Annotated in this window: 16 protein-coding genes, 1 tRNA gene and 1 pseudogene; 10 read left to right on the forward strand and 8 right to left on the reverse strand. The window is 53.9% G+C overall.

Annotation, left to right across the window (positions count from 1 at the left end; translation table 11 throughout):
- Nucleotides 1–358: 358 nt before the first annotated feature.
- A complete protein-coding gene (locus tag QN215_RS04645) occupies nt 359–3,814 on the reverse strand; it encodes an MMPL family transporter (protein WP_369344927.1) in 3,456 nt (1,151 codons plus the stop codon).
- A gap of 222 nt (nt 3,815–4,036) precedes the next feature.
- Between QN215_RS04645 and QN215_RS04650 the strand changes: the two genes are divergently transcribed.
- Nucleotides 4,037–4,645 carry a TetR/AcrR family transcriptional regulator gene (locus QN215_RS04650; protein ID WP_369344928.1) on the forward strand — a complete coding sequence of 203 codons (609 nt, stop codon included), beginning with the start codon at nt 4,037–4,039 and terminating at the stop codon, nt 4,643–4,645.
- A gap of 127 nt (nt 4,646–4,772) precedes the next feature.
- On the opposite strand, the gene QN215_RS04655 is transcribed toward QN215_RS04650, so the two are convergent.
- Nucleotides 4,773–5,144 (reverse strand): LPXTG cell wall anchor domain-containing protein, encoded by a 372-nt coding sequence (locus tag QN215_RS04655; RefSeq protein WP_369344929.1) that lies wholly within the window; start codon nt 5,142–5,144, stop codon nt 4,773–4,775.
- A 252-nt stretch (nt 5,145–5,396) separates the two neighbouring features.
- Here QN215_RS04655 and QN215_RS04660 point away from each other — a divergent pair.
- Nucleotides 5,397–5,620, forward strand: a pseudogene (locus QN215_RS04660) (transposase); the annotation flags it as partial.
- A 65-nt stretch (nt 5,621–5,685) separates the two neighbouring features.
- Nucleotides 5,686–6,057, forward strand: coding sequence for a tyrosine-type recombinase/integrase (locus QN215_RS04665; protein WP_369345065.1), 372 nt, complete (start codon nt 5,686–5,688; stop codon nt 6,055–6,057).
- 26 nt (nt 6,058–6,083) lie between these two features.
- Here QN215_RS04665 and QN215_RS04670 read toward each other — a convergent pair.
- Nucleotides 6,084–6,157, reverse strand: a tRNA-Pro gene (locus tag QN215_RS04670).
- Nucleotides 6,158–6,266: 109 nt separating this feature from the next.
- Here QN215_RS04670 and QN215_RS04675 point away from each other — a divergent pair.
- From QN215_RS04675 to hisN, 3 genes are all read left to right on the forward strand, one after another.
- Nucleotides 6,267–7,445: an ABC transporter permease gene (locus QN215_RS04675; protein ID WP_369344930.1), complete on the forward strand. Its 1,179-nt coding sequence runs from the start codon at nt 6,267–6,269 to the stop codon at nt 7,443–7,445.
- 357 nt (nt 7,446–7,802) lie between these two features.
- On the forward strand, nt 7,803–9,266 hold the full coding sequence (gene aroA / locus QN215_RS04680; RefSeq protein WP_369344931.1) for a 3-phosphoshikimate 1-carboxyvinyltransferase: 1,464 nt from the start codon (nt 7,803–7,805) through the stop codon (nt 9,264–9,266).
- A gap of 53 nt (nt 9,267–9,319) precedes the next feature.
- Nucleotides 9,320–10,189, forward strand: coding sequence for a histidinol-phosphatase (gene hisN, locus QN215_RS04685; protein ID WP_369344932.1), 870 nt, complete (start codon nt 9,320–9,322; stop codon nt 10,187–10,189).
- Between the two features lie 11 nt (nt 10,190–10,200).
- On the opposite strand, the gene QN215_RS04690 is transcribed toward hisN, so the two are convergent.
- Nucleotides 10,201–11,175, reverse strand: coding sequence for a LysR family transcriptional regulator (locus tag QN215_RS04690; RefSeq protein WP_369344933.1), 975 nt, complete (start codon nt 11,173–11,175; stop codon nt 10,201–10,203).
- Nucleotides 11,176–11,343: 168 nt separating this feature from the next.
- Between QN215_RS04690 and QN215_RS04695 the strand changes: the two genes are divergently transcribed.
- A complete protein-coding gene (locus QN215_RS04695; RefSeq protein WP_369344934.1) occupies nt 11,344–12,408 on the forward strand; it encodes a TDT family transporter in 1,065 nt (354 codons plus the stop codon).
- 100 nt (nt 12,409–12,508) lie between these two features.
- Here the strand turns inward: QN215_RS04695 and QN215_RS04700 are convergent, their stop codons facing one another.
- On the reverse strand, nt 12,509–13,930 hold the full coding sequence (locus QN215_RS04700; protein WP_369345066.1) for an aspartate ammonia-lyase: 1,422 nt from the start codon (nt 13,928–13,930) through the stop codon (nt 12,509–12,511).
- Between the two features lie 244 nt (nt 13,931–14,174).
- On the opposite strand from QN215_RS04700, the gene QN215_RS04705 reads away from it, so the two are divergent.
- Entirely contained in the window at nt 14,175–15,131 is a 957-nt protein-coding gene (locus tag QN215_RS04705) for a LysR family transcriptional regulator (protein WP_369344936.1), read from the forward strand.
- 150 nt (nt 15,132–15,281) lie between these two features.
- Here QN215_RS04705 and QN215_RS04710 read toward each other — a convergent pair whose 3' ends face one another.
- From QN215_RS04710 to QN215_RS04720, 3 genes are all read right to left on the reverse strand, one after another.
- Complete coding sequence (locus QN215_RS04710) at nt 15,282–16,508, reverse strand: acetate/propionate family kinase (RefSeq protein ID WP_369344937.1); 1,227 nt, start codon at nt 16,506–16,508, stop codon at nt 15,282–15,284.
- Between the two features lie 165 nt (nt 16,509–16,673).
- Nucleotides 16,674–18,350 carry a phosphate acetyltransferase gene (pta, locus tag QN215_RS04715; protein WP_369344938.1) on the reverse strand — a complete coding sequence of 559 codons (1,677 nt, stop codon included), beginning with the start codon at nt 18,348–18,350 and terminating at the stop codon, nt 16,674–16,676.
- 284 nt (nt 18,351–18,634) lie between these two features.
- The gene (locus QN215_RS04720; protein WP_369344939.1) at nt 18,635–21,112 is read right to left on the reverse strand and encodes a phosphoketolase; all 2,478 of its coding nucleotides are present in this window, start codon (nt 21,110–21,112) and stop codon (nt 18,635–18,637) included.
- A 556-nt stretch (nt 21,113–21,668) separates the two neighbouring features.
- On the opposite strand from QN215_RS04720, the gene guaA reads away from it, so the two are divergent.
- Both guaA and QN215_RS04730 read left to right on the forward strand, forming a co-directional pair.
- Nucleotides 21,669–23,231: a glutamine-hydrolyzing GMP synthase gene (gene guaA / locus QN215_RS04725; RefSeq protein ID WP_369344940.1), complete on the forward strand. Its 1,563-nt coding sequence runs from the start codon at nt 21,669–21,671 to the stop codon at nt 23,229–23,231.
- Between the two features lie 41 nt (nt 23,232–23,272).
- A complete protein-coding gene (locus tag QN215_RS04730) occupies nt 23,273–25,945 on the forward strand; it encodes an ATP-dependent helicase (RefSeq protein ID WP_369345067.1) in 2,673 nt (890 codons plus the stop codon).
- Nucleotides 25,946–25,978 lie beyond the last annotated feature (33 nt).

Here is a 25,978-nt window from a genome sequence, read left to right on the forward strand (position 1 = left end):
GAAAGGCCCGTAGTGTTGAAACGCTCATGTTTCGGCAATGCAGTGTTGTTGAGATGCTCATATTGCAGAAATGCGGCTTTTCATGTTGCGATGTGGGTTTTGGGTGGTGAAATTGGGGGTTTATGCCTTCATATTTCGCGGCATGTCGAGTTTTGTTGCCTTTTTTGGGGATTCTCTGAGTATGACCCTGCTGCCGTGTTGTTATGCGGCCGTTCTGAACGGTTTGATGGCTTGTTTTTCGAAGATATTTGAAAAAGGCAACAAAACTCGTATCCTGTGGTGAATTGGCGTCTGTCCGCCCGGTGTTCGAACCCGGACGGACAGATACCGGCTCATTGCGGTGGTATTACCGACTGTTTCAGACGGCGGGGAGTTCCTCGGTCGTGTCGGGTTCCAGAGATGTGCCCTCAGCGTCGATGTGCGGCAGTATCCGGTCAAGGAATGAGGGGAACCACCATGCTGCATGACCCAAGAGGTGCATGGAAGCGGGAACAATCAGCATGCGCACCACGAAGGCATCCACAAGAACACCAAAGGCCAGGCCGAAACCAATGGATTTAATCATGATGGAAATGCTTCCCGCGAATCCCATGAACACGGCGACCATGATGATGGCAGCCGCAATAACAACCGTCCTGCCGGCTTTCAGCCCGTGGGTGACCGCGCTTCGAGGGTCTGCGCCCTTCACATAGGCTTCGCGCATGCCAGATACCAGGAAGAGCTGATAATCCATAGCCAGGCCGAAGAGAATGCCGATGAGCAGGACAGGGAGGAAGCTGAGGACCGGACCGGGATCGTGCACGCCGCTCAGACTGGAGAACCAGCCCCATTGGAAGAGCGCGGTCAACCCTCCGAAGGTGGAGAGCACAGACAGCGCGAAACCGCCTGCTGCAATCAGCGGCACCAGAATGGAGCGGAACACCACCATGAGAATCAGGAACGACAAGCCAATCACAATGATCAGATAGGTGGGAAGCACGCTGGCGATCTTCTCCGACATGTCGATATTCATGCTCGCATTGCCCGATACGCCGAGCGTTACTGTGCCCGAGAATGCCTGGCGTGCGCTGCCCGTGTCACTATGCCCGGTGACGGTGAGATGCGTGGGTGAAATATTACGCAGGTCATGGACGAGCTGTTCGGTCTGTGCACTGGTCGGCCCGGTCTTGGGATACACCTGGAAGGCAAGATAGTCACGATTTGCAGACACGCCAACCGGCGCGACCGCCTTGACATCGTTCACCGATGCGATGCGCTGCGCGATGGCGAGTTTTGTGGCGTTCACATCGTCCTGCGCAACCGATTTCGGAAGGGTTGCCGTCACTACCAGCGGACCATTCGAACCTTCGCCAAACTGTGAGGCCATCGTTTTGTATGCCTTGTATTGGGTGGATGTAACAGGTTCGGAAGACCCGTCCGGTATGCCCAGTCGCATGGAAGCCGCAGGCAGCGCAATCACGATAAGGGCGACCAGACCAGCCACCAGCGTTATTGCGGCGCGGACCGTGCTCATGGGCTTGACAGCCTGTGCCGTCTGGGATGCGCCATTGCGCAGCTCGGTCACGGCACGACGCTTGCGTCTTGGCAGGATCTTCATACCCAGCAGGGAGAGCAGCGCCGGTACAAGGGTAACCGACAGCAGCATGGCCATGACGATGCAGATGGCGGCCACATCACCCATAAGACCCAGGAATCCTATGCCCGTCACGTTCAACGCCAGCAAGGCTATGACCACGGTGCTTGCCGCAAAGACGACCGCACTGCCTGAGGTTCCTGTCGCCAAGGCGATGGACTCCTTGGTGGGCATGCCGTTCAACAACTGCCGGCGATGACGGTTGAGAATGAACAGTGAATAGTCGATGCCCACGGCAAGGCCAAGCATGAGACCAAGAACAGGCGTGACTGACATCATGGACACCATGCCCGAGAAGGAGAGCGAAGCCAAGGTGCCCACGCCCACGCCCACGATTGCTGAAATAAGCGGCAGACCCGCGGCCACCAAGGTGCCGAGCATGATGAACAGCACGACGGCTGCTGCAATGACGCCAATGATTTCCGTGGAACCCATTTCTGGGACGGAACGTGAAATGTCCGAAGCGTATTCCACCGCAACGCCCGCAGGTAGGTTCTTGGAAATATGAGTCATGACGGCCTGTTTCACCGACGGTTGAACGTTCAGCGTGTCATCGTTGAAGATAACCGTTCCCAAGGCCGTACTGCGGTCGGCCGAAACCACCGAAATACCCTTGGCCAGATCAACGAGTTTGGTGGCATCCGCCAGCTCAGCCTTCTTGGCAGGCAATTCCTTTTCCGCAGTGTTGATCGTTGCCAGACCATCGGTGATTTGCTGTTGATGGGTTGCGATCTGCTTCTCATTATCGGCAATGGTCTGCGATGCCTTGTTGAGACTCTGCTGCCCGGTTTGCAACTGTGCCAGACCTGTGTCGATCTGTTCCTGCGCGGCGGCCAGCTTTTGCAGGCCCAAGGTGATTTCCGACTGCTTGCCCTGCATCGTGGTTTTGGCCGCGTTGAGCTGCTGTTGGCCGGAAGTCAACTGGGTGCTGGCTGCGTTAAGCTGCTGCTGACCCGCAATCAAGGCTGCGATGGTGCTGTCATAGTTGAGTTCGGAACGGTGCTGTGCAATCTCCCGCGAGACCGCATCATAGTTGAGTTTTGCACGTCCTGATGAAATCTGCTGCTGAGCGGCGTCAAGACTGTTGCGCACATTCGTGAGATAGGCAGTGAGCGTGCGCTCGTCAGTGATGCCGCCATTCTTGACATGGAACCCTGCCACAATGCTGTCAATTCTCGACGTTGCCTGCGTGTGACTGGTCTGAGCGGCGGTTAACTGTTGTTGCAGCGCCGCACATTCCTGAGAGGAGTCCGCCGTGGAGGATGCGGGGCAGCCGAGTTGCGAAAGCTGCTGCTGCACGTCAGTGATGGTGTTCTGCGCCTTGTCTCGCTGCTCCTGCATGAGGGTGAGCTGCTGTTGCGCCTGAGCAATCTGTGCGCTGGCGGAATCATGCTGTATCTGCGCGCTGTCCAGCTTAGCCTTGGCCTGATTGATGGTGGCGCTCGCAGCATCAAGCTGCTGTTTTGCGCTGACAACCTTCTGCCTGTTGGCATCAAGCATCTTCTGCTTGGCGGAGACCTGGGCAAGGCCGTCGCTGATCTGCTGTGATTTGCTGTCAATCAGAGTGTTGGCATCCGAAAGCTGCGACTGTCCTAAGAGGATTTTCTCCCTGTTGGTGTTGATCTGCTGCTGTCCGTTGGCAAGTTTCTGCTCACCGGTGATGAGGGCGAGCTGTCCGCTGGCGAGCTGCTTTTTACCGTCGGCAAGCTTCTTCTTGCCATCGTCAAGCTGCTGCTGCGCATCATTGAGTTTCTGCCGGTTCGTTGCCAGCGTGGTTTCCGCGTTGGCTATGGAACTTACCCCGTCGTTTACCTTGGCGACGCCATCATCCTTCTCCTGCTGTGCGGTGAAGGGGTCGACTGTTTTCTTCACCCCGTTGAGGGTGGCGACCTGGCGCAGCTCCTGCTGTATCGCCTTTTTCTGCGCTGGGGTGAACGCCTTGCCGTCGGTGGTGGTGAATACTGCGGTTCCGCTGCCGCCACTCAAGGACGGTATGCGCGTCGACAGTTCGTCGGCCACACGCATCGTTTCGGTGCCTGGTATTGATATGACGTCAGACAGTGCGCCATGCCCAAACCCGTATCCGACGCCTGCCATAATAAGTACCAAAAACCACGCAATAATCACCACAAAGGGTTTGCGTGCACTGAACCCCCCGATTCTGTGCAACAGTTTGGCCATGAATTCCTCCTCGTATTGGTATGCGCCGCAAATGTTGGGCAGCGGCACCGGTCGTGCAGTCCGCATACGATTCTTATCCAACAGCGTGTAGTGTTCAATGAACATCAGCACCGCATGTTGTTGGGCAAACCCACGGATGCAGGAGGTAATGTGCGTATCGGCAACATCACGGGTGTGATGTGACGGTAACATTGTGTGAAGATTCAATGACACAAGGAGATCATGACGAATTCGGCGACAGGTGATCCGCGAAAACTCTATACAGAAACCATGATTCGTGACAGTCTTATCGCATTGCTTGAAGACCGCCCACTCCACGAGATAACGATCACGGCATTATGCCAGCGCGCAGGAATCAACCGTTCCACCTTCTACGCGCATTACAAGAACGTGATGGAACTCATGGAACATATTGAGGGCGAAACCCTTGAATGGATTCGTGGCGTGATCGTTTCAACGGCCAACCAGGGCGGCAACGAGGAGAAGCTGCGCAGAATCGAGCTGACGTGCCAATACATTGCGAGCAACAGCAGCTATCTCGGCGTATTGATGAATTCAAACGCGAACGTTGACTTTCAATACCGCTTCATGAGTCTTATCTATGAGGAGCCGACATTGCAGGATATTGTCGACACCGAGGAAAAACGGCTGAAAGTGCAGTTCGCCGTGAACGGAGCCATTGGACTCATCCGGCACTGGCTGAAAACAGGGTTGAGAACCCCATACACGAAGATTGCGCAAATCATATATTCCATGAGCATTGTTCCCATGGAATTTCTCAACGACCGACCAGAACAGGGTGTCGCAATCGGCCAGGAACACAAGGCATAGGAAATGGGTGTCCGAATCACATCGCATGCAGCATGTTGATTCCGACACTCATTGGTAGAGGTCATTGGTAGAGAACATCGGTGAGCTCAGATGTGTGTTCTATCTGAGCTCACCGAATGTGAACCGTCTATCTGAACCATCGTTGAAGAAGCTCATGAATTTCATCAACGATTCTTGTGACGGTTGGACGGATACGATCAATGTGCGCGTTGATCATCGTTCCGAACGCAGCGCTGAGGCTTGTTGCTCCAACGGCCCCCGCCATTCGCAGTGGCAGATCCTTTCTTTTTCGATCCACATACCAGGCAAACATCATCACCGATGCCATGATCAAAGCCGGAAGCCAAACGAACGACTTAGCCCCTCCAGTGTAGGGAAGTGCCATTCTTGCCGAATCCGGCCACGCAACTTTGAGCATGAAATGACCATCTGTATCCGTATTCGACTTGAACTCCTTGAATCGTGTCACCGCAAAAGCAAATTGATACGCGGGTATCATGCCCGAATCTGTTCCTTCGATGCCTCCTGGAAGACCCTGATTGAACTTTGTGGCACGGTCGTAATACTTGCTGGAACCAGCCGTCAGATAACCGTCTCTCTAGGACCGTCTGGGACTGTCTTGAAATGTGCGTAACTGGCTTTGATCGCTGATTCTTTGGATTGGCGGGAAGGAGCCGGTGAACATGCCGACTGAGACAATGGCTGTCATGGCAGCCAAGAGAATGAATCCAAGAACGAGTGTTCCGCCGAGATGGACGCCGCCGTCGAGCTGGTGCGTTTGGCCAAGCAACAGGGACTGGCGTTGACCGGGCCGGGCGGTCTGCTCAAGCAGTTCACCAAGACGGTGCTCGAGACCGCGCTGGACGAGGAGATGAGCGAGCACCTCGGACGCGCCAAGCATGAGAAGACCCGGGACGGCAGGCGATGAACGCGCGCAGCGGCACGGTGAGCAAGACAGTAACTACCGACGCGGTCGCATCGGCCTTGAACTCGTCACTATACGTGGTTGCCATCATTGGCTTCTTCCCGGTCAGACCATCATATCCGACCAGACCCAAAGTCAACCAACATTGCAGCAAACCCCACGGCTCAGCTTGGACACATGGCGCAACCGCATATGGTCGGTCGCGTTGCAGGCATCCGGCTACGCGGACATCCCCGGTGTCAGCATCCACAGTCTGCGCCACTCGTACGCGTCCATCGCCATCGCCCACGGAGCCGACGTGACGACCTTGCAGGCCGCGATGGGGCACGCATCGGCCGCCATGACGCTCGACATCTACGCGAACCTGTGGCCGCACAGACTCGACGATGTCACCCAGGCCATCGACCTTGCCCTGAAACCGACCTTGTCCCAGCCATTCCTACTGAGTCCTACTGAAAAAAAACAAGGGCGGAATCCAACACCTTGAAACCGTTGGAATTCCGCCATTTTTTGTCGGGCCGACAGGATTTGAACCTGCGACATCCTGCTCCCAAAGCAGGCGCGCTACCAAGCTGCGCTACGGCCCGATGCTCAAGCGAGCACAATTGAACAGTATAACCCATCATCGGACATAATGCATAGTAGTGTCCTTTGGCTAGAATCGACGGGTACTGATGATGAACTGAGGAGGGGGTTATGGGTCGGCATCAACACGCTGAAAATTCTGGACTCATATCCTTCATAATCTGCGCCATTGCAGCAGCAATCATGGTCAAGATATATGTCGAGGTAGCGCCGCCAATCTGGCAAGTCACCCGAAGAATGTTTACGGTGGCTGCCGGTATCGTCACTTTCTGCGGCGTGTCGTCATTCATTGTCGGATACGCGCGAAACTCGAATTCGCTCAATCTTCGTCGTGGCTGGTGGATGCCTGTGCGCCGCAGCATAGAGATTGTCGCACTTTCGGTTGTGTACGCGGCGACAATCTTTCTCGCGGTATTTGCCATCTTCGGCATCATCACCGATATGATGGGCGTGCGAATCTTCCTCGGATACCTTCCCTGGGTGAGTGCAGCCTTTGCCGGGATCGTCGGCTACATAACCTTCGTGCAGGCCGACCTCATGGATGCGAAAACCATCGCATCGCTGCTACCGCTATTCGTGGTCTCAGGTGTTACCACGGCAGGTTTGACGACGGACGATCCGAACTGGTGGCATAACAATTTCTCTCAGCTTGGAGATAGAACGACATTCGCTGCCACCATGTTCAATGCAACGCTGATTCTCGCTGGAATTTGCATTATCATCATCAGCTATTTTGCGGTTTCGGAATTGCTGACCACGCACCGCATGAGAGCAGATTGGAGTAGGGCGCATCTACCGGCACCGCAAGTTGGTGATTCCAATGATCATGTGGACAGTATTCAACGTTTCAGATTACGTGCGGGAATCCTTTTGACCTTGCTTGTTTTGCTTGGCGTGGCATTCATGGGAATCGGAACCTTCAGATATTCTCCTCACCCGATATTGCACAATGTGTTTTCGCGAGGTCTTCCGGGGATCATGTGTGTGCTGCTTATCGGGCTTCCGTGGATTGCACCGCAACTGTCTAAGGCGATCTACATCGTATCCGATCTAGGCATTGTCACCTGTGCGATAGCTGGGGGATTCTGGCTGGAGGGCGATAACACCCTGACCAATGTTGAAGCTCTAGCCGGTCTCATTTTTCTGGGCTGGTTCATCGTATTCTCTCGCCATATCGCAGCGATCGAAGCCGACAGAGTCCAAGCCCAGATCATCTACCTGCAATCCATTGACACCTCTGCCATTCAGCCAGCCCGTGCGCCGGAATCACGTCTGGCATCCGACAAATAATTCCACTGCATGCGATGTAGCTCGACAGTGGCAACGCTACCCAGACTCTGCCTTTCGCGTCAATTTTCAGAGCAAGCTACGAGTTTTGTTGCCTTTTCTGGGAAACTTCGAACCGAGAGTCAAAAAAACAGGAAGAAATGGCTGCATGGCAGTCAGAGAGCAGGGCAAAATTCCAAGTATTCTCAAAAAGGCAACAAAACTCGCAATGTCATGCAGCATGAAGGCCACAACCACGGTTTCACCACCACAAATCCGCTTATCTCGAATGCAAAATACTTCCGATCTCCAATATCACCCCGTTGTACGGCACACCGGTGCCGTAAAACAAAATCTCCATTGTCGATTACGATGACATTCATGACCGAGCACTCGCATGAAACCCAGCAACACGCCAATCCCGTCAATCAACAGCAGACGCTCTGGCCGGCTCCCACAGCCTTGCACCCGTTACATGCGACCGTTTCCATTCCGGGCAGCAAATCCCTGTCAAACCGATATCTCATTTTGGCAGCGTTGAGTTCCCAACCCATCACCATTCACGGTCTGCTGCGCTCACGAGACACCAATCTCATGATCGAAGCGCTGCAACAGCTTGGCGTGCGTATAGAACAGGAGTCGGCATCGTCAACGACCGTTCGCATCATTCCGCCGAAGTTCGGCAATCATCAACAGACAACTGGCACTCTTGAGAGTAGGAATGGTCTTCATCCTCGCTTTCATGGCAACACCACCATATTCTGCGGTCTGGCGGGAACGGTGATGAGATTCCTCCCTGCGCTCGCATTGTTCGCAGACGGCCCCATTTCCTTCGATGGTGATAGTCAAGCGTATGCAAGGCCTATGCAACCTCTGCTTGATGGCCTGAAGCAGCTTGGAGCCAAAATCGAGTACACAGGCAAGCCAGGTTTTCTGCCATTCATCGTGACCGCCCCAGATAAGCCCTCCGAACACAAGGTACGCATAGATTCATCCTCATCATCGCAGTTCATATCCGGCTTATTACTTGCCGCATCCTGCCTTCCTGACGGCTTGAAGCTGCAACACACCGGCGCGACGCTGCCAAGTTTGCCCCATATCAGGATGACCATGACAGATATCGTCAACGCAGGCGGTCACGTTTCGTTTGACGCTCAGACAAACACATGGACTGTCTCACCGGCCAAGCTGAAACTGCCCGAGACAGTCACTGTGGAACCGGACCTGTCCAATGCTGCCCCGTTTCTGGGAGCCGCTCTGCTGGCGACCGGCACTGTGCAGGTTCCATTCTGGCCTGAAACAACAACGCAACCTGGCGGGCTTCTGCCGGACTTTCTCAGCCGCATGGGGGCCACCGTTGATTTTCCGGAAGCAGCAGGCATCAGATATTGCCGCGTTGTCTCACATGGCGACATACACGGTTTGGGCGATTTCGATCTTGAAGCGGCAGGGGAGTTGGCACCCTCTCTTGCAGCTCTGCTGACTTTTGCAGATTCCAAAACCACGATGCTTGGCATTGCACATCTAAGAGGACATGAAACCAATCGTCTCGCCGCCATGGTCGCTGAAATTCGAAGAGTTGGTGGCGATGCGGAAGAGGTCGAAGACGGCATCATCATTCGTCCGGTCGAGCCACAACGTCTCCACAACGCGGTCATTCGAAGCTACCACGATCATCGCATGGCGACATTTGGCGCTATGCTTGGGCTTCGCATCAGTGGAACACAGGTCGAAAACATTGAAACCACGCGCAAAACACTGCCTGATTTCGTTGGAATGTGGGAGAACATGCTCTCTTGCGATTCAGCCGACACGATATCCGACTCAGTGCACTATCGTAGCTAGTGCATGCAGCGTAAACCGTATATATCGTCCCAACCTCTGGAGATAAAGCGAATATGTCACAGACCTCACCAAACAGCGCATCCATTGACGATGAATACTTTAGGCCTCATTATCATCACGAATCCTTCGTGAACGAACTCTCAAAGAATGCGCACTACGATGATTTGACTCTTGCTCTTTCCATGGCAGACGCGGCAGACAGGGTAAGCTCCACCCGTTTCGGCGCGCTGGATCTTCATGTCGAAGACAAGCCGGACCACACGCCGGTCACCGATGCTGACCGTGAAACAGAACGAACATTGCGCAGCATCATCGCCGAGCATAGACCAGGAGACAGCGTCTATGGCGAGGAACTTGGCAAGGCTGAATCAACGGGCCGTCGCTGGATCCTCGATCCCATCGATGGGACGAAGAATTTCGTTCGTGGCGTCCCTGTCTGGGCAACGCTGATCGGGCTTGAAGTCAACCATGAGCTGATCGTCGGGGTCGTGTCGTCGCCATTCTTGCATAACCGCTGGTTTGCGGTTCGGGGTGGGGGTGCCTATATGGGAATGGATGTCGACCATGCTTCGAGGATTCACGTTTCGGATGTAAGCCAGCTGCAACATGCGTCAATGTCCTTGTCGTCTCTCTCTGGATGGAAGGAACGCGGCGACAGGGACAAACTGATCGACCTTACCGACAAGCTCTGGAGACTGCGCGGATTTGGCGATTTCTGGCAATACATGCTCGTAGCCCAGGGAGCTATCGATATTGCGGCAGAGCCAGAACTCGACCTGTACGACATGGCGGCTCTCGTCCCCATCGTCACGGAAGCTGGCGGTCAGTTCACCGATCTCGAAGGCAATCCCGGTCCTTGGGGGGGCTGCGGCTTGGCAACGAACGGTCGTCTGCATGCAAAGGTTCTCGACTATCTGCGGTAGTGTTTCGAAAGTTATGGCAGCCGCGTCTGCAATATGGAAATAATCGAATCTGCTATGTCGTGCTGTGCCGGGTTCAGCCCGCTTTTTGGTGTGACAGCATAAAAATTGCGTATGAACGGTGCACCGAGCCTACGCACGGCAACACCTGCCGGGACTGAGTTCTGCGACATCACCGTGCATCCTATGCCAGCGGACAGCACCGCTCTGATTTTCTCGTTGCTGTCGAGCTCCACGATGTTCCGCGGCGATATTCCTGCTGACTGAAGGAACAGGTCGGTGAAGTATCTGACTCCCGATCCCGGCTCTCGCACCAGCCAGATATCGCTCTTTTCGGAATCGCTACTGTCCAGCGTTTCCATGCCAAGCGACGCGCGCCTCTGCTGTTGCAGTGATTCAGTGGTGTTGAGGACATTCTTGGCGTTCACGTCTCCATGCTCTGTCTGGGAAACGCTGGAGATGTCACCGGCCAGCACCAGCTGATCCTCGCAGAGCACGTTCAGATTCACCAGATCGGTGGTTACCGGCTTTTCGATGATGCCCATATGAGCGCTTTTGTTCAGTATGGCATTGATGATGTGATCGGAATTCATGGTGCGTATGGAAAAACTTGTCGTATCCAGCCGGGATTTCAGCCCGAGCATGAGTCGTGGCAGCAGTGTGCTTGATGCGGTGTGCGACATCAGGAGAGTGAATGGAGTCTTCTGAGCGTTCTTTTCTGTCATGCGGTATACGGTCGCATTCCACATCTGAATCAGATGCGTCGCATCATCATACAGAGAGCGGCCAGCTTCGGTAGCTTGCAGTTCGCCTTTGGTGCGGCGAATGAACAGCGCCTTGCCGAACACAGCCTCCAATCCAGCGATGCGCTTGGAAACGGTGGATTGCGAGACTTGCAATTCATCTGCTGCTGCAGTAAATTCACGCGTCTCGAACACGGCAATCAGCGTATTTAACACGGTGAAACTCAGATCGTTCGCCTGAATCATAGGGGGCCTTTCCTGCAATCGAATTTGGACTGCAATCGAATCTAACCAGCAATCGAGCTGGCCTGCAATCAAGCCAGACTGCAATCACATCATGATATTCAAATATCGAATATATTATATCTTTATTAGTAATTTGAAGAATATCAACATGTGATGCACAGTATCACTATGTCCAGTTCAACACATGCCATTCAATCCGCAGGCCCAACAAGCCATCAACCCCTCTCAACGCTTGTCGAGGAAATTCGCAAGGAATCACGCATCATTGCATATCATCGCAGCATTCCGTTGCCACAGGGCGGGCTCACCCTTGCGGTGCTTGCACTGGGCAATCTACTTGCCGTGATGATTCCCGGGCAGAGTATAGCCATCCACATCATCTTTGGGATTCTGCCGCTTCCGCTCTTCATGGCGATTCTTGTAAAATTCCTCGTGCATCCTGCTGTGATTCTGACGAAAGACATGTCGAATCCGGTCGTTGCACCCGTTTCCGCGACTATCCTCATGTCGCTCATGCAGTATGCTTCGTACATTGCTCCGATTGGAGGCATCTTCAAGACGCTTGCTGTGGCGCTGTGGTATTTTGCGGTCAGCTGCAATATCGTGCTCATGGTTCATGTTGCAAGCCGATTCGTGATCAAGAACCGTAGCCTCGCGAAGGTCTTTCCAACCTGGTTCGTAGGTTTTGTCGGCATCGTCGTGGCATCGGCGACATCGCAGCCCGTTGGACAACAAGCCTTTGGTCTGATCATTTTCTGGTGCGGTTTTGTGCTGTATGCGTTCACCTTCGTTGCGGTGACAGCCCGTATGCTCACCATTCCCTTGGCACCGGCCACTCGCCCCACCATAGCCATCTATGCGGCCCCTATGAGCCTCTCGATTGCCGGATACACGGCGGCTGAAGCGCATCCAAACGCTCTGTTCGTGCTCATCATGGTTATCGCTGCGCAACTGCTTTTCGCCTTTGTGCTGACACAGATGCCCGGCCTGTTGCGCCTGCCATTCGCGCCATCATATGCCGCGATGACATTCCCCTTCGTCATAACCGCGACCGCCTTGCTGAAGGCGTTGGTACTCTTCCAAAGTGCCGGATGGAAGGTTCCTGCATGGCTGTTCACCGCGCAGAAGCTGGAAACTCTGCTTGCAGCAGTCATAGTGTGCTACGTCTTCGTTCTGTTCCTCAAATTCGGCATCAAGCAATGGCGCAAGACGAGCGATTCGCTGCTTGCATGAAGCAGTTGTTATGTAGCGCTTATGGTGTAGCTGATTTGGACTGGGTTATGGCGTTGTACCCTACGCTAAGAAGGCAACAGAGTGTGAAGACAATCGACTCTTACGCCTTGCTCTGCACTCGAGCCAGCTCAAGAGGGTTTAGGATATCCTCAAGTATTTCCGGTCTGATGCTACCTTCGCGTTCGGCGGCTTCATGGACGGTGATGTTCTCTGCCATGGCACTTTTGGCAATTTCCACCGCGCGCTCGTAGCCAATGTGTCCGATAAGCGATGTTGCCAACGATGCGCAGCGCTGTGCCTTCTCCTTGGCTGCTTTTGAGTTGACGGTGATGCCTTCGACGCAGTTCTCGCGCAAAGTGTCCATCGCCTTGCTCAAGATGCTGATTGACTCAAGAATGGCATGCAGAATAACCGGTTCAAAGGCGTTCAGTTGCAACTGCCCTGCCTCGGCAGCGAAGGAAACCGTGGAGTCCATGCCCATCACCATGAACACACTCTGGTTGACGCACTCTGGAATGACTGGATTTACCTTTCCCGGCATAATCGAGGAACCTGCCTGACGCGCAGGGATGTTGATTTCAGCGAGGCCTGCACGTGGACCGCTACATAGCAAACGTAAATCGTTGGCAATTTTGCCAAGGTGCGTGGCGTTGCGTTTCAACAACGATGAGGTCATGACAAAATCGGACACATCGGAGGTTGCCGCTATCGGCTCAGGCGCAGCCGTCACCGGTAATCCGGTGAGTTTGGCCAGATGATCTATTGCATAGCCGCGGAAGCGCGCATCCGAGCATATGCCTGTTCCTATGGCCGTTCCTCCGAGATTCATCGTAGACAGTGGCTTTCTGTAATCTGTAAACGCGGTGATGTCGGATTCAAGAATGTTGGCAAAAGCCATGAATTCCTGACCAAAAGTCATGGGGACGGCATCTTGCAGTTGTGTGCGTCCGATGGTCACATCGTGCATGGTGCGTTGTGCAAGCGCACGGAATGACCTGCTCAATCTTCTGGCACTGTCGATAATGGTGTCCAATGCTTCGATGATTGCCAATCTTGCAGCGGCAGGATAGGTGTCATTGGTGGACTGGGACTTGTTGACGTGGTCGTTTGGATGTATGTGCGTGTAATCTCCCTTGGCGCGGCCGGACAGTTCCAAGGCGCGGTTGGCGATGACCTCGTTGGTGTTCATATTGGTCGAGGTGCCTGCGCCTCCTTGAAGTACATCGATAGGAAACTGGTCATCAAAATCTCCTGATGCGACGTCTGCACATGCTGCGTCGATAGCGGACCATTGCTCTTTGCTGATGCCGCCAAGATCGCGGTTGGCAAGGGCACAGGCCCGCTTGACTATTGCAAAGGAATGGATGAGCTCGGGGTGATGGCTGACTGGCATGCAGCTTGCAGGAAAATTCTTGAGTGCGCGAGCTGTGTGAATACCCCAGTATGCTTCCGCTGGCACAGGCAGTGCACCTATGCAGTCATGCTCGATTCGGGTTGCGTCTGACTGTTGGATTCCATGCATCGATTGTTCAGATTGCTCAGATTGCTCAGATTGCTCAGCTACGTGTTCTGAGTCGTCAAGGGTTGTTGTGCTTCCTAATGCTGGTTGCGGTACGCTGTGCGCCATTGATATTCCTTCTCATCTCGAGGATTGGCAGTGTTGGCCTGTGTATTATGTGACCGATCCTGTCGCCACGAGTAAGACTATGCAGATGTCTTCCATTGCACAAGGCGGGGATATCCTTTGTATCGTATAGGTTTAACCTATGACAATAACGCAAGTACGAGCTTTCTATCTTGCTGCGACCTTGGGCTCCTTTACCGCAGCTGCAGAATACATGGGGTTGACTCAGCCAACCGTTTCTGAATTGGTAAAGAAAATCGAAGAGGCCTATTCGGTGACACTTTTCGTGCGAGGAGGACGACGCTTGGTGCTCACCACGGCTGGACAGACCTTGCTGCCTTGGGCGAGACGTCTGCTTGACGCCGAACTGGGAGCTGACAGTGCTCTTACCGCATTGAACACAGGTGAAGGCGGAACGGTCTCCTTCGGCATTCTTCAGAATGCAAGCTATTACCTGCTGTCCGACTTGGCCACGGTGTTTCACAGGTCATACCCCAATGTTCGTGTGCGTCTGGTGGGTCAGAATTCATTTGAGGTGGCCGACGCGGTGCGCAACGGGGAACTGGAAGCTGGGCTGCTATGTCTGCCTATTCCTGCTGAAGGTCTGCAAATACGGCCACTCATGCGCCATGAGATTGTCTGGGCAAGTGCCAACCCCGAACGTTGTACCAAAGCAATGGCTATTGCCGATATCCCCAAGGCACCACTGATACTGTATGACGCACATCACGGCTGGAATGATCCAACCAGACATCAGCTTGCGCAGTTGGCACAGTTGCATGGAGTCACGCTTGAACCGAAAATGGAGGTTGAATCGGTGGATGCAGCGGTTTCTCTGGTTGCCAGTGGACTGGGGGATACCATTGTGCCCAAAGCCGTTGCCGAATCAGACACCTTCCCGGCAGGTGTATACACTACGCGACTCGAGGAACCAATCTACGATACTTTCGCGCTTGTCCAGCGAAGCAATTGGGAGCTGTCTCCCATCGCAAGTGATCTGGCTGAACTCGCAGTGAATATGCTTACCTCAAATGACGCAGGGTTAGGCGAAGTGCTTCATTCTCCGATGAAGTCACCAATCGCAGATGCAAAGGCGTAGCCCGTAGGGATACATACGTCCCAGTCCCTCGTAGTTTTTACTCGGCGGCTTCAGGGTAATGGCGGCGTAGAACTTCGTGCAGCATGCAAAACCCGTTTCCGCGCTTGTACAATGCACGGAAACGGGTTGCTATATGACTTGCTGGCTAGCTTACTTGGTGAAAGTGTTGCCGTAGGAGTCGCCTTGATCTGCAATCGTTGCGGACTGGCGGGCGATGGAAAGCTCTTCATTGGTTGGAATGATGCAGAGCGTGATCGTGCTGTCTGGTTCAGAAATGATTCGAGCTTCCTTGGAACGGGTATCATTCTTCTTCTCGTCAAGCTTCACGCCGAATGGGGCGAGCTTGTGAGCAACCATGCGACGCACGATTTCGTCATTCTCGCCAACGCCGGCAGTGAAGGTTATGACATCCAAGCCACCCATCTGTGCGGCGTAATTGCCGATGTAGCCAACGATGCGATGCACGTAGACATCAAGAGCCAGCTTGGCGTTTTCGTCGCCTGCAGCGATCATCTTGTGAATCTCACGCATGTCGCCGTGACCGGTCATGCCCATCAAGCCCGAGTGCTTGTTGAAGAGAGTGTCGAGCTCGTCGACGTTCATATGAGCGTTACGAATGAGGTGGAAGACGACTGCAGGATCGATGTCGCCTGTGCGTCCACCCATGACGAGTCCTTCGAGTGGGGTCAGACCCATGGATGTTTCGACTGGCTTTCCGGAAATCTGAGCGGATGCCGAAGCGCCGTTGCCGATGTGAAGCACGATCTGCTTCAATCCTTCGGCAGGCTTGCCAATCAAATCTGGAACCTGTGAACCGACATATTCGTGGCTGGTGCCGTGGGCTCCATAGCGACGAATGTGGTACTGGTCAGCGATGTCCTTGTTCAGCGCATAGGTGCTGGCATACTTTGGCAGCTGGAAGAAGAAGGAGCTATCGAATACGAATACCTGTGGGGTATCAGGCAGAAGAGCACGCATCACTTCGGCGCCTGTTGCCTCGGGACCATTGTGCAAGGGTGCAAGAACGGCAAGGTTCTTGACCTGGGCGATGGTCTTGTCGGTGACCAATGCTGGCTTTGGAAATACGGATCCGCCCTGAACCACACGGTGACCTACTGCAACAATCCCTGAGTTCTGCAAGCTTGGGCCATACTCTTCGAAGAAGCCAAGAACGCGCTTCAGACCGACTTCGTGATCTGGAATCGGCTCTTCGAGCTCGTGCTTTTCTCCATTGTATTCATGCTTATAATGACCATCTGACGGTTCGCCAATCTTCTCGACGAGGCCAGAGGCAAGTCCCTCTCCGCTTTCAAGGTCAACGAGCTGATATTTGATGGAACTCGAACCTGAATTGATAACAAGGACGGTTTTTGCCATTGTGGCATCCTCCTGATGTGATGAGATGGAGCTACTGCTCCCTGCTGTTTCAGGTTACTCGCTGGGGGTAACAAGTCGAGTCGCTGTGACTAAAGTTCACACTTGCTGTGACAGCGGGGAACGCTTTGCTGCCACGATTTGAGTGCTTGCAGTGTGAACGCTGATTCATGCGGAAATTGCTGTGATGGCGACCGTGTTGATGATGTCTTCCACCGAAGCGCCGCGGGAAAGGTCGTTGACTGGTTTGTTGAGACCTTGCAGAATCGGTCCTACAGCAACGGCTCCAGAAGAGCGCTGCACTGCCTTGTATGCAATGTTGCCGGCACTTAGATTCGGGAAGATGAATACATTCACATGACCGGCCACGGAATTGCCTTTGGCCTTTGATGCAGCGACTTCAGGTGACCATGCAGCATCGAACTGAATCGGGCCGACGACTGGCAGGTCCGGCTCCTTCTCGTGAAGGATCGCCGTGGCTTCCTCGACCAGATCGACATCGGGTCCCTTGCCTGAACCAAGGGTTGAATACGAGAGCATGCCAATCTTGGGATCGATGCCGAATGCTCGGGCCGTCTCGGCGGATTGAGCGGCAATGTCGGCCAACTGTTCGGGATTTGGATTGAGGTTGATGGCACAGTCGGAGAATACGGCAACGTGATCTTTGAAGCACATCAGGAATGCTCCGGAAACCATTGAGACCTTTGGCTTTGTCTTAATGAGCTGTAGAGCAGGACGTACCGTATTAGCCGTTGAATTGACGGCACCTGAGACAAGGCCATCTGCAAGTCCAAGAATGACAAGCATGGTGCCGAAATATGAGGCATCCTTCAATGCTTGCCGAGCCTTCTCTTCGGTCATGCCCTTGCTTGCGCGAAGCTTGCACAGTGTTGATGTCATGGTTTCGAGCATGGATTCATCGTTCATGGACTGGAATTTCGCACGGTCAAGATTCATCAGTCCCAGTTTCTTGCCTCGAGCAAGAATGTCGTCTCGTTCGCCGACAATGATCAGATCGACGATGGAGCGTGATAGCAGCAAATCAGCTGATCGGATTATTCTGTCATCTTCGCCCTCTGGCAAGACTATTGTTTTACGGGCTGCCTGAGCCTTGGTCAGGAGACTGAACTGGAATGAACGTGGAGTTTCGCAAAGCGCTGCCGGTTGTGCAAGGGCTGAAAGAATCGCGTCGCTATCGACATTGCTGTTGAATGCTTGGAGCGCCTTGCTTAGATCCTCGCTGTTGCCCGCTTCGAGAGAAACGGCAGGAATGGACCATGTGGGAATACCGAGGGGGAGTACGGCCTCCTTCATGTCGTCGAGATTCTCTTCGGTGCAGCCGGTGATGAACAATGCCACAACCGAGCTGCCCGCTTGCCGCACAGCCTTGACATGTGCCTTGACCGTCTCAAGTAGTTGCTTGGCGGTTCTGTCGATGGAACAGACGGCCAGTACCACAGGGGATTTCAAATCAGCCGCTATCTCTGCATTGAAGCTGAACAGCGTCGGATCGGCGATCTTTGATTTGTCTGTGCCCACGATAACGGTAATTTCTGGAGCGAAGGTGCTCATGAGATGAAAATAGGCCGATACGATGGTTGTTCTTGCCTTGTCTCTGTCTTCTCGCGCTTCTCTCGGGCAGGTAGCACGAACGATGTCAAGCGGTATATCGTTCCCTGTGGCCGCAATCAGATCGTTGGTGAACAGTTCATGACGGCAGGCTATCGGGCGGAAAACAGCAGTTCTTCTATGTTGTGACAACAGATTGACCAAACCATAAGCAACAACATTGCGACCGTTTGCCGACTCAGGACTCAGTATGGTGAAACTGGTTGTAAGACTCAATGGTCTCTCCTCTTCGAGATTAGGTTAAGCCATGACTACCACGTGCATGGTTCCACAGCACATTGTAATCGAATAATCTCAATTGACGTATTCAAGCGTTGCGTTTCAAGCGTTACGATTCATCCCAGTCTATCTTGGGTGCTGCACGGCTGTACCTTTTTACTGATATGTCGAGATTGAATACGGATTGCGTTTTCTGCTGATGGATGGGATTTGGTAGGAAATACATACGGGAAAGCCCCGAATCGTAGGACTCGGGGCTTTCTGGTGAGTGGTTGGTAAAACTACTCGTTGTCTCCGGCAGTTGCCGCCGTAGCGGTGACAGCTCCTGGAACTTCGGTCTTAACATCTGGCCATACCCAATCGGTGTAGTCAGGGTGGTCATAACCCTCGTCAACGGCAAACTGGAAGGCATCCTGACGGAATTTCTCGAGCTTGTCGATCTCGTTGGCGTACTTGTCAGCGTCGACTGCACGCAGTGCTTCGGCGGTGAGTTCGTAACGATCGATGTTGTTGACGCGAACCATGTCGTAAGGAGTGGTTGTCGAACCTTGCTCCTCGTAACCATGAACGTTGAAGTTGTCGTGGTTTGGACGATCCCAGATGAGGCTTCGTACCTCACGCGCATAGGCGTGATAGGCGAACAGAACAGGCTTGTCGGCGGTGAAGAGCTCGGTGAACTCTGCATCGGAGAGGGCCTGATCGTTCTCGGAAGCGTTCTGAATCTTCAGGAGATCTACGACGTTGACAACCTTGAACTTGACGCCAAGCTTGTTGAGCTTGTCGGCAGCGGCCATGATTTCCTGGGTTGGAACATCGCCTGCGCAACCAAGAACGACCTGAACGTCATCATTGTTATCGACGTTGGAAGCCCACTTCCACTCAGCGGCACCCTTTTCAAGCTCTGCACGAGCCTCATCGAGTGACACCCATGTGGCGGCTGGCTGCTTGCCGGAGATAATGGCGTTGATCTTGTTCGTTGACTTGTATGCGCGCTCCGAAACGGCGAGCAGGAGGTTGGAATCTGCAGGGAAGTAGATTTCAACGACATGGTCGTTGTTGAAGTTCTTGTTGAGCAGAATATCGACAACGCCTGGATCCTGATGGCTGAAGCCGTTGTGATCCTGACGCCATACATGGGAGCTGACGAGCAGATTCACGGATGCGATTGGCTTGCGCCAAGGAATCTCACGAACGGTTGCTTCAAGCCACTTGGCGTGCTGGTTCAGCATCGAGTCGATGACGTGCACGAAGGACTCGTATGAGCTCCAGATGCCATGACGGCCTGTGAGCAGGTAACCTTCGAGGAAGCCCTCCATCTGATGCTCGGAGAGCTGCTCGGTAACCTGTCCGCTTACGGCCATATGTTCATCGGTCAGCTTGGAGAGGTAGCCTGCATCCCACTGCTTGTCGGTCACCTCATAGGCGGCGGACAAACGGTTGGAAGCGGTTTCATCAGGGCCGAAGATGCGGAATGAATCCGGGTTCAGCTTGATGATGTCGCGGGTGTAGACACCGAGACGACGTGTCGCCTCAAGCTGTCCCCAGCCGTGACCATACTTCTCGACCTCGCGAACTGCATAGTCGTCAAGGTTAGGAAGCTTCAGGTCCTCGCGGATGCGACCACCGTTGGCATTCGGGTTCTGGCCAAGACGCAGCTCGCCTTCAGGCATGAAGCTGGTGACCTCTGGACGCAAGGAACCGTTCTCGTCGAAGAGCTCCTCAGGCTTGTAGCTTTCGAGCCAGTTCTTGAGGACTTCGAAGTGAGCTTCGGTGTCGCGTGCTGATGCCAGTGGAACCTGGTGTGCGCGCCATGAACCTTCGGTCTTCTTGCCGTCGATGTACTTCGGGCAGGTCCAGCCCTTTGGCGTGCGGAAGATGATCATTGGGTAGAACGGACGAGTCATGTCGTCGGTCTGCGCGGTGGCCTTGATCTCGCAAATCTCGTCGAAGACGGTTTCGAACAGATCAGCGAAGCGGCGGTGAATCGACAGATGATCTTCATCGTCGAAGCCTGCGACGAACTCGTATGGTTCATATCCCATGCCGTGGAAGAAGTCGTGAAGCTCTTCATCCGAGATGCGGGACAGGATGGAAGGGTTGGCGATCTTGTAGCCGTTGAGGTGCAAGATCGGGAGCACGATGCCGTCGGTACGTGGGTTGACGAGCTTGTTGGACTGCCAACCGGTCGCCAGAGGGCCAGTCTCTGCCTCGCCGTCGCCGACGATTGCCGGGACGAACAGGCTTGGGTTGTTCATCACTGCGCCGTAGGCGTGTGAGAGAGCGTAACCGAGTTCGCCACCTTCGTGGATCGAGCCTGGTGTCTCAGGTGCGAAGTGGGAAGGAATGCCGCCAGGATAAGAGAACTGGCGGAAGAACTTCTGCAAGCCTGGTTCATCGTTCGTGATCTTCGGGTAGTACTCGGTGTACGTTCCATCAAGATACGACTGGGCAGTTCCTGCAGGGCCGCCGTGGCCCGGTCCCATGATCATTACAGTGTTCTGCTGGTGTTCAGCAATAAGTCTGTTGATGTGCGCTGTAAGGAAGTTAAGACCTGGCGTCGTACCCCAGTGCCCAACGAGACGGTACTTCACGTCGTCCCGAGTGAAAGGCTCCTTCATAAGCGGGTTGCTGCGAAGGTAAATCTGGCCAATGGAGAGGTAATTGGCTGCGCGCCAATACTTATCTATGGCTTCCAAAGTCCCCTCGGACACTGGATTTTCCAGCTTCTTCCAAGGGGTGCCAATAACAGGATTCGTCATATGTACTCCTGTACTCCTGCACTGTGTTGTGCGATTGATTATTTATCTGTGGGCATTGATTGCGGCCTCACTCATGAGCAAGGAAGCTCTCATTCCCATTGCCAACAATGCTACGAGGTAGAGAAGACTTCTGGACGTTTTTTATCGCGAATGTTAGATATTGTTCGCAAAACGCTAACTTCTGTTATATTTCTTCAGTTCAAATAATGGCGGCAAATGACCAAAACTCGTTGGATATCGCACATTTTTACTGTGCGAGAAACCTGAAACTCCAGAGGTTATTCCATGTGAAGACGGCGTGTTGAGTTCATTGTTCGGAGGAGTGAACACTTTCGAACAAAAATGTTGCGATTGTCGAACAAGCTTGTCGTATGTCCCAAATGATTAGCATAATACGTAAGCACTGGTGCATGGATTTCGGGCTGATTTCGACACGGTTGTGTCTGTGGATTCGCATGCAGCTAAGGTTTTTACGGTATGGCTGCCCGACATTGGGTATGGGTAGTTTGTGCAAGGGACACCTGTATATATAACAGTTAACGGTTTGGAGTGGTTTATGGCTAAGGGCCCAGTTCTGGTTGTGGATTTCGGAGCACAGTACGCTCAACTCATCGCACGCCGGGTGCGTGAGGCACATGTGTATTCCGAGTTGGTGCCACATTCAATGCCGGTAAGCGAGATGCTGGCCAAGGATCCGCAGGCGATCATTCTTTCTGGGGGGCCGGCCTCGGTGTATGAACCAGGCGCTCCTGACATCGACTCCTCTATATTCAATGCAGGAATACCAGTGCTGGGCATTTGCTACGGATTTCAGGTCATGGCGCATGAACTCGGCGGCAGCGTTGATCGCGCCGCTTCGGGCGAATATGGCAAGACAGAGGTCAGCGTGGACTCTTCCAAGGGTCTGCTGCATGACTCGCCAGCAGTGCAGACGACATGGATGAGCCACGGCGTGGCAGTCGAGAAGGCCCCAGAGGGCTTTGAGGTACTAGCTCGGACAGCCTCTGCACCTGTGGCTGCAATGGAAGACACGTCGCGCAAGCTCTATGGAGTGCAATGGCATCCTGAGGTGAAGCACACGGTTCATGGTCAGGAATTGATCAACGTGTTCCTGCACGACTGCGCCAATCTTCCATCGAACTGGAACGCATCCAACATCATTGACGAGCAGATTGCCAAGATCAAGGCCGAGGTTGGAAAGCACCAGGTAATCTGCGGTCTTTCCGGTGGAGTCGATTCTGCGGTTGCGGCCGCGCTCGTGCATCGCGCCATAGGCGACCAGCTGACCTGCGTGTTCGTGGATCATGGTCTGCTGCGCAAGGGAGAGGTCGAAGAGGTCAAGCACGATTTCGTCGAGGCCACGGGAATAAAGCTCATAGCCGTCGACGCTTCCGAAGACTTCCTTTCGGCCTTGAAAGGCGTAAGCGAGCCTGAGCGCAAGCGCAAGATCATTGGAGAACGCTTCATCCGTACCTTTGAAAGGGCAGCACGAGACATCGTTGCCAAGGCCGGTGAGAAAGGCGAAAAGGTCAAGTTCCTCGTGCAAGGTACGCTCTATCCCGATGTCGTCGAGTCGGGTGGCGGCGATGGTGCGGCAAACATCAAGTCACACCATAATGTCGGAGGTCTTCCCAAGGACCTCGACTTTAAGCTCATCGAGCCACTTCGTACACTCTTCAAGGACGAAGTGCGTGCCATCGGCACCGAATTGGGCTTGCCTGATGACATCGTCTGGCGTCAGCCGTTCCCAGGGCCAGGTCTAGGCATTCGCATCATCGGCGACATCACGCGCGAAAGGCTTGAGACCTTGCGCGAGGCGGATGCAATTGCTCGCGAGGAGTTGACCAAGGCTGGCCTTGACAAGACCATCTGGCAATGCCCCGTAGTGCTTCTTGCCAACGTTCATTCCGTGGGCGTCCAAGGTGATGAACGAACCTATGGCTCACCAATCGTACTGCGACCGGTGAGTTCCGAAGACGCTATGACAGCCGACTGGTCTCGCGTCCCCTATGACGTGCTGGGGGAAATCTCCAACCGCATCACGAATGAATGCAGAGGCATCAACCGCGTTGCTCTCGATGTGACATCCAAGCCGCCGGCAACCATTGAATGGGAATAGTTGAAGACTGGACTGAACTGTTTGTTTGGAAGGAATATGTTGTGATTTCTGACCCCGATGTAATTCAACGCCAGGCCGAGGAACTCGTTGGAGACCTCAACCCTCAGCAGGCGCAGGCGGTGCAGTATCGCGGTGGAGCGCTGCTGATCGGCGCTGGTGCAGGATCGGGCAAGACGCGTGTGCTTACGCGCAGAATAGCCTGGATACTGAGCCAGATAGGAGCATGGCCAAGCCAGATACTGGCCATAACCTTCACCAACAAGGCCGCCGCAGAAATGCGCGAACGTCTGCAGAAGCTGATAGGCCCCGTCGCGCAACGCATGTGGGTTTCGACATTCCATTCGGCGTGCGTGCGAATCTTGCGTCGTGATGGCAAGTCAATCGGCTTAAAATCAGGGTTCTCCATCTACGATTCTGCAGATTCTGAACGATTGATCAAGATGATCGAGACCGAGTTCAATGTGGATGTGAAGCGCTACACGCCGCGTGCAGTGCTCAGTAGAATTTCGGACTACAAGAACAACCTGCAGGACTGGAAGACTCAGCTCAAGGAATACGCTCCAGACTTTCATCCGGGGGAGCGCGCACATTCCATCGGTCGTTTCGGCAATGTCGAAGAACTCTATTCCGTGCTGTATGCGGAATATGAGCATCGTCTTGCCATGGCCAACGCCGTGGATTTCGACGATCTGATTGTCAGAACCGTAGAATTGCTGCGAAACGATCCCATGGTCGCTGAATACTATCGGCATAAGTTCCGCTATATTCTCGTGGACGAGTATCAGGACACCAACCACGCCCAATATGTGTTGATCCGCGAACTTGCAGGCATTAATGGCAATGAGCAGGCATCTTCCACCGCAATCGGAGCAGGAAAGACCGGCCCCGCGTGGGTGACGGTCGTTGGAGATTCCGATCAGTCCATCTACGCGTTTCGCGGTGCAGATATCAGTAATATCCGTGATTTCGAGAAGGATTTTCCCCAAGCCAAAACCATCATGCTCGAACAGAACTATCGTTCGACACAGACGATTCTTGACGCGGCGAATGCCGTCATCAGCAAGAATGATGATCGCAAACCCAAGAAGCTCTGGACGGCTCTAGGCAAGGGCGACCAGATAGTTGGCTATGCTGCCGACAATGCTCAGCAGGAGGCTGCTTGGATCGCCTCTGAAATAGCGCAACTGGCAGGTGAACAGGGAATTTCCTATTCGAATGTGGCAATCATGTATCGTGCCAATGCACAATCCCGCTCCCTTGAGGAAGCACTGATCAATGCGGGTATTCCGTATCAGCTGGTGGGCGGAACGCGCTTCTATGAACGCCGCGAGATCAAGGATGCGCTTGCATATCTGCAGGCTATCGAGAACCCGGACGACGATGTGAACATGCGGCGCATACTGAATGTTCCCAAGCGAGGACTTGGGCCGAGAGCCGAAGGCATCGTCACGGAATACGCTGGGCTGCATGGTACGAGTTTCTGGTCAGGCGTGGCTCATATCGAAGAGATCGCGGATGTGCCGAAACGGACCGGCACCAAGCTGCGCGAGTTCCGTGACTTGATGACTGCTTTGCAGACAATGGCCCAGGCTTCACGAAAGCCCTCTGAAATCGTTGGTGAGATGCTGGATCAATCGGGTCTGCTGAGTTCCCTGAAGCAATCCGAAGATCCGCAGGATGCCTCGCGAGTCGAGAATCTGTCTCAGTTGCAGTCAGTTGCCGCGGAATTCGAACAGAACACCCCCGATGCCACCCTGCAGTCCTTCTTGGAAACGACCGCGCTGGTAGCCGATTCGGATCAGCTTCCCTCGGAATCTGAGGATTCTGGCAAGGTTACGCTGATGACCTTGCATACCGCCAAAGGCCTTGAATATCCCGTGGTGTTCCTGACGGGCATGGAACAGGGCACCTTCCCTCATTCGCGAAGTCTTGAGGATTCTTCCGAGCTGGCTGAGGAACGACGACTCGCATACGTGGGCATAACCCGAGCCAGAAGACGCCTGTATCTCACGCGTGCTTCAGTCCGTTCGCAATGGGGCCAGTCGAATGACATGCTGCCGAGCCAATTCCTGGACGAGATTCCCGACAAGCTCATTGACTGGAAGCGTCGTGAGTCAAGCATGGAGAGAATGCAAAGCTCCTGGAATCATGGCGACAGCGATGATGAGTTCGGTGGTTTCGAGGACGACGACTTCTCTCCAGCCTTTGGATCTTCGAATGCGTTCGGATCTTCATCACGCCGGGAGGCTTCTCGTAGCGGCGGTTCCACCTTCGGATCATCCTATGGGTCGCGTTCGAGTGCTTCGTATGGTTCTGCACACGGCTCGGCATATGGCTCAGGCTCTGGGTCGCGATCTGGATCGTACGGTTCATATGGTTCATATGGTTCGTATGGTCATGCGTCTTCAGGGTCTGCGTCAGGTCATTCTTCCGGTGTGAAGACAAGACGTCGTTCCTCGTCGCAGTCGTCACAATCTTCGCAATCGAAGCCTCTCGGCGTGCACTCGAGCGTTGCAAATCCAGCGTTGGCCAATAAGTCTGGTTTGAATGTGGCTGACTTTGCTGTGGGTGACAGGGTCGTGCACGACAAGTATGGGCTGGGAACGGTCACTGAGATTCATGACAAGGGACCAAAATCCATCATCACCGTTGATTTCGGCAGCGAAGGAGTCAAGCGTCTGCTTCTGAGAATGGCACCAATCGAAAAGCTCTGAGCTTCAAGCACTGCGAAGCTTTCGGGCTGCGAA

The sequence above is a fragment of the Bifidobacterium sp. WK041_4_12 genome (assembly GCF_041080795.1).
Lineage (GTDB): Bacteria > Actinomycetota > Actinomycetes > Actinomycetales > Bifidobacteriaceae > Bombiscardovia > Bombiscardovia aquikefiricola.

Excerpts from the sequence above, each read along its gene's own strand:
- QN215_RS04720 (WP_369344939.1), bottom strand. The coding sequence starts at position 21,112 with ATGACGAATCCTGTTATTGGCACCCCTTGGAAGAAGCTGGAAAATCCA.
- guaA (WP_369344940.1), top strand. The coding sequence starts at position 21,669 with ATGGCTAAGGGCCCAGTTCTGGTTGTGGATTTCGGAGCACAGTACGCT.
- QN215_RS04650 (WP_369344928.1), top strand. The coding sequence starts at position 4,037 with ATGACGAATTCGGCGACAGGTGATCCGCGAAAACTCTATACAGAAACC.
- QN215_RS04695 (WP_369344934.1), top strand. The coding sequence starts at position 11,344 with ATGTCCAGTTCAACACATGCCATTCAATCCGCAGGCCCAACAAGCCAT.
- QN215_RS04700 (WP_369345066.1), bottom strand. The coding sequence starts at position 13,930 with ATGCATGGAATCCAACAGTCAGACGCAACCCGAATCGAGCATGACTGC.
- QN215_RS04655 (WP_369344929.1), bottom strand. The coding sequence starts at position 5,144 with ATGATACCCGCGTATCAATTTGCTTTTGCGGTGACACGATTCAAGGAG.
- QN215_RS04710 (WP_369344937.1), bottom strand. The coding sequence starts at position 16,508 with ATGGCAAAAACCGTCCTTGTTATCAATTCAGGTTCGAGTTCCATCAAA.
- aroA (WP_369344931.1), top strand. The coding sequence starts at position 7,803 with ATGACCGAGCACTCGCATGAAACCCAGCAACACGCCAATCCCGTCAAT.
- QN215_RS04675 (WP_369344930.1), top strand. The coding sequence starts at position 6,267 with ATGGGTCGGCATCAACACGCTGAAAATTCTGGACTCATATCCTTCATA.
- QN215_RS04690 (WP_369344933.1), bottom strand. The coding sequence starts at position 11,175 with ATGATTCAGGCGAACGATCTGAGTTTCACCGTGTTAAATACGCTGATT.
- QN215_RS04705 (WP_369344936.1), top strand. The coding sequence starts at position 14,175 with ATGACAATAACGCAAGTACGAGCTTTCTATCTTGCTGCGACCTTGGGC.
- hisN (WP_369344932.1), top strand. The coding sequence starts at position 9,320 with ATGTCACAGACCTCACCAAACAGCGCATCCATTGACGATGAATACTTT.
- QN215_RS04645 (WP_369344927.1), bottom strand. The coding sequence starts at position 3,814 with ATGGCCAAACTGTTGCACAGAATCGGGGGGTTCAGTGCACGCAAACCC.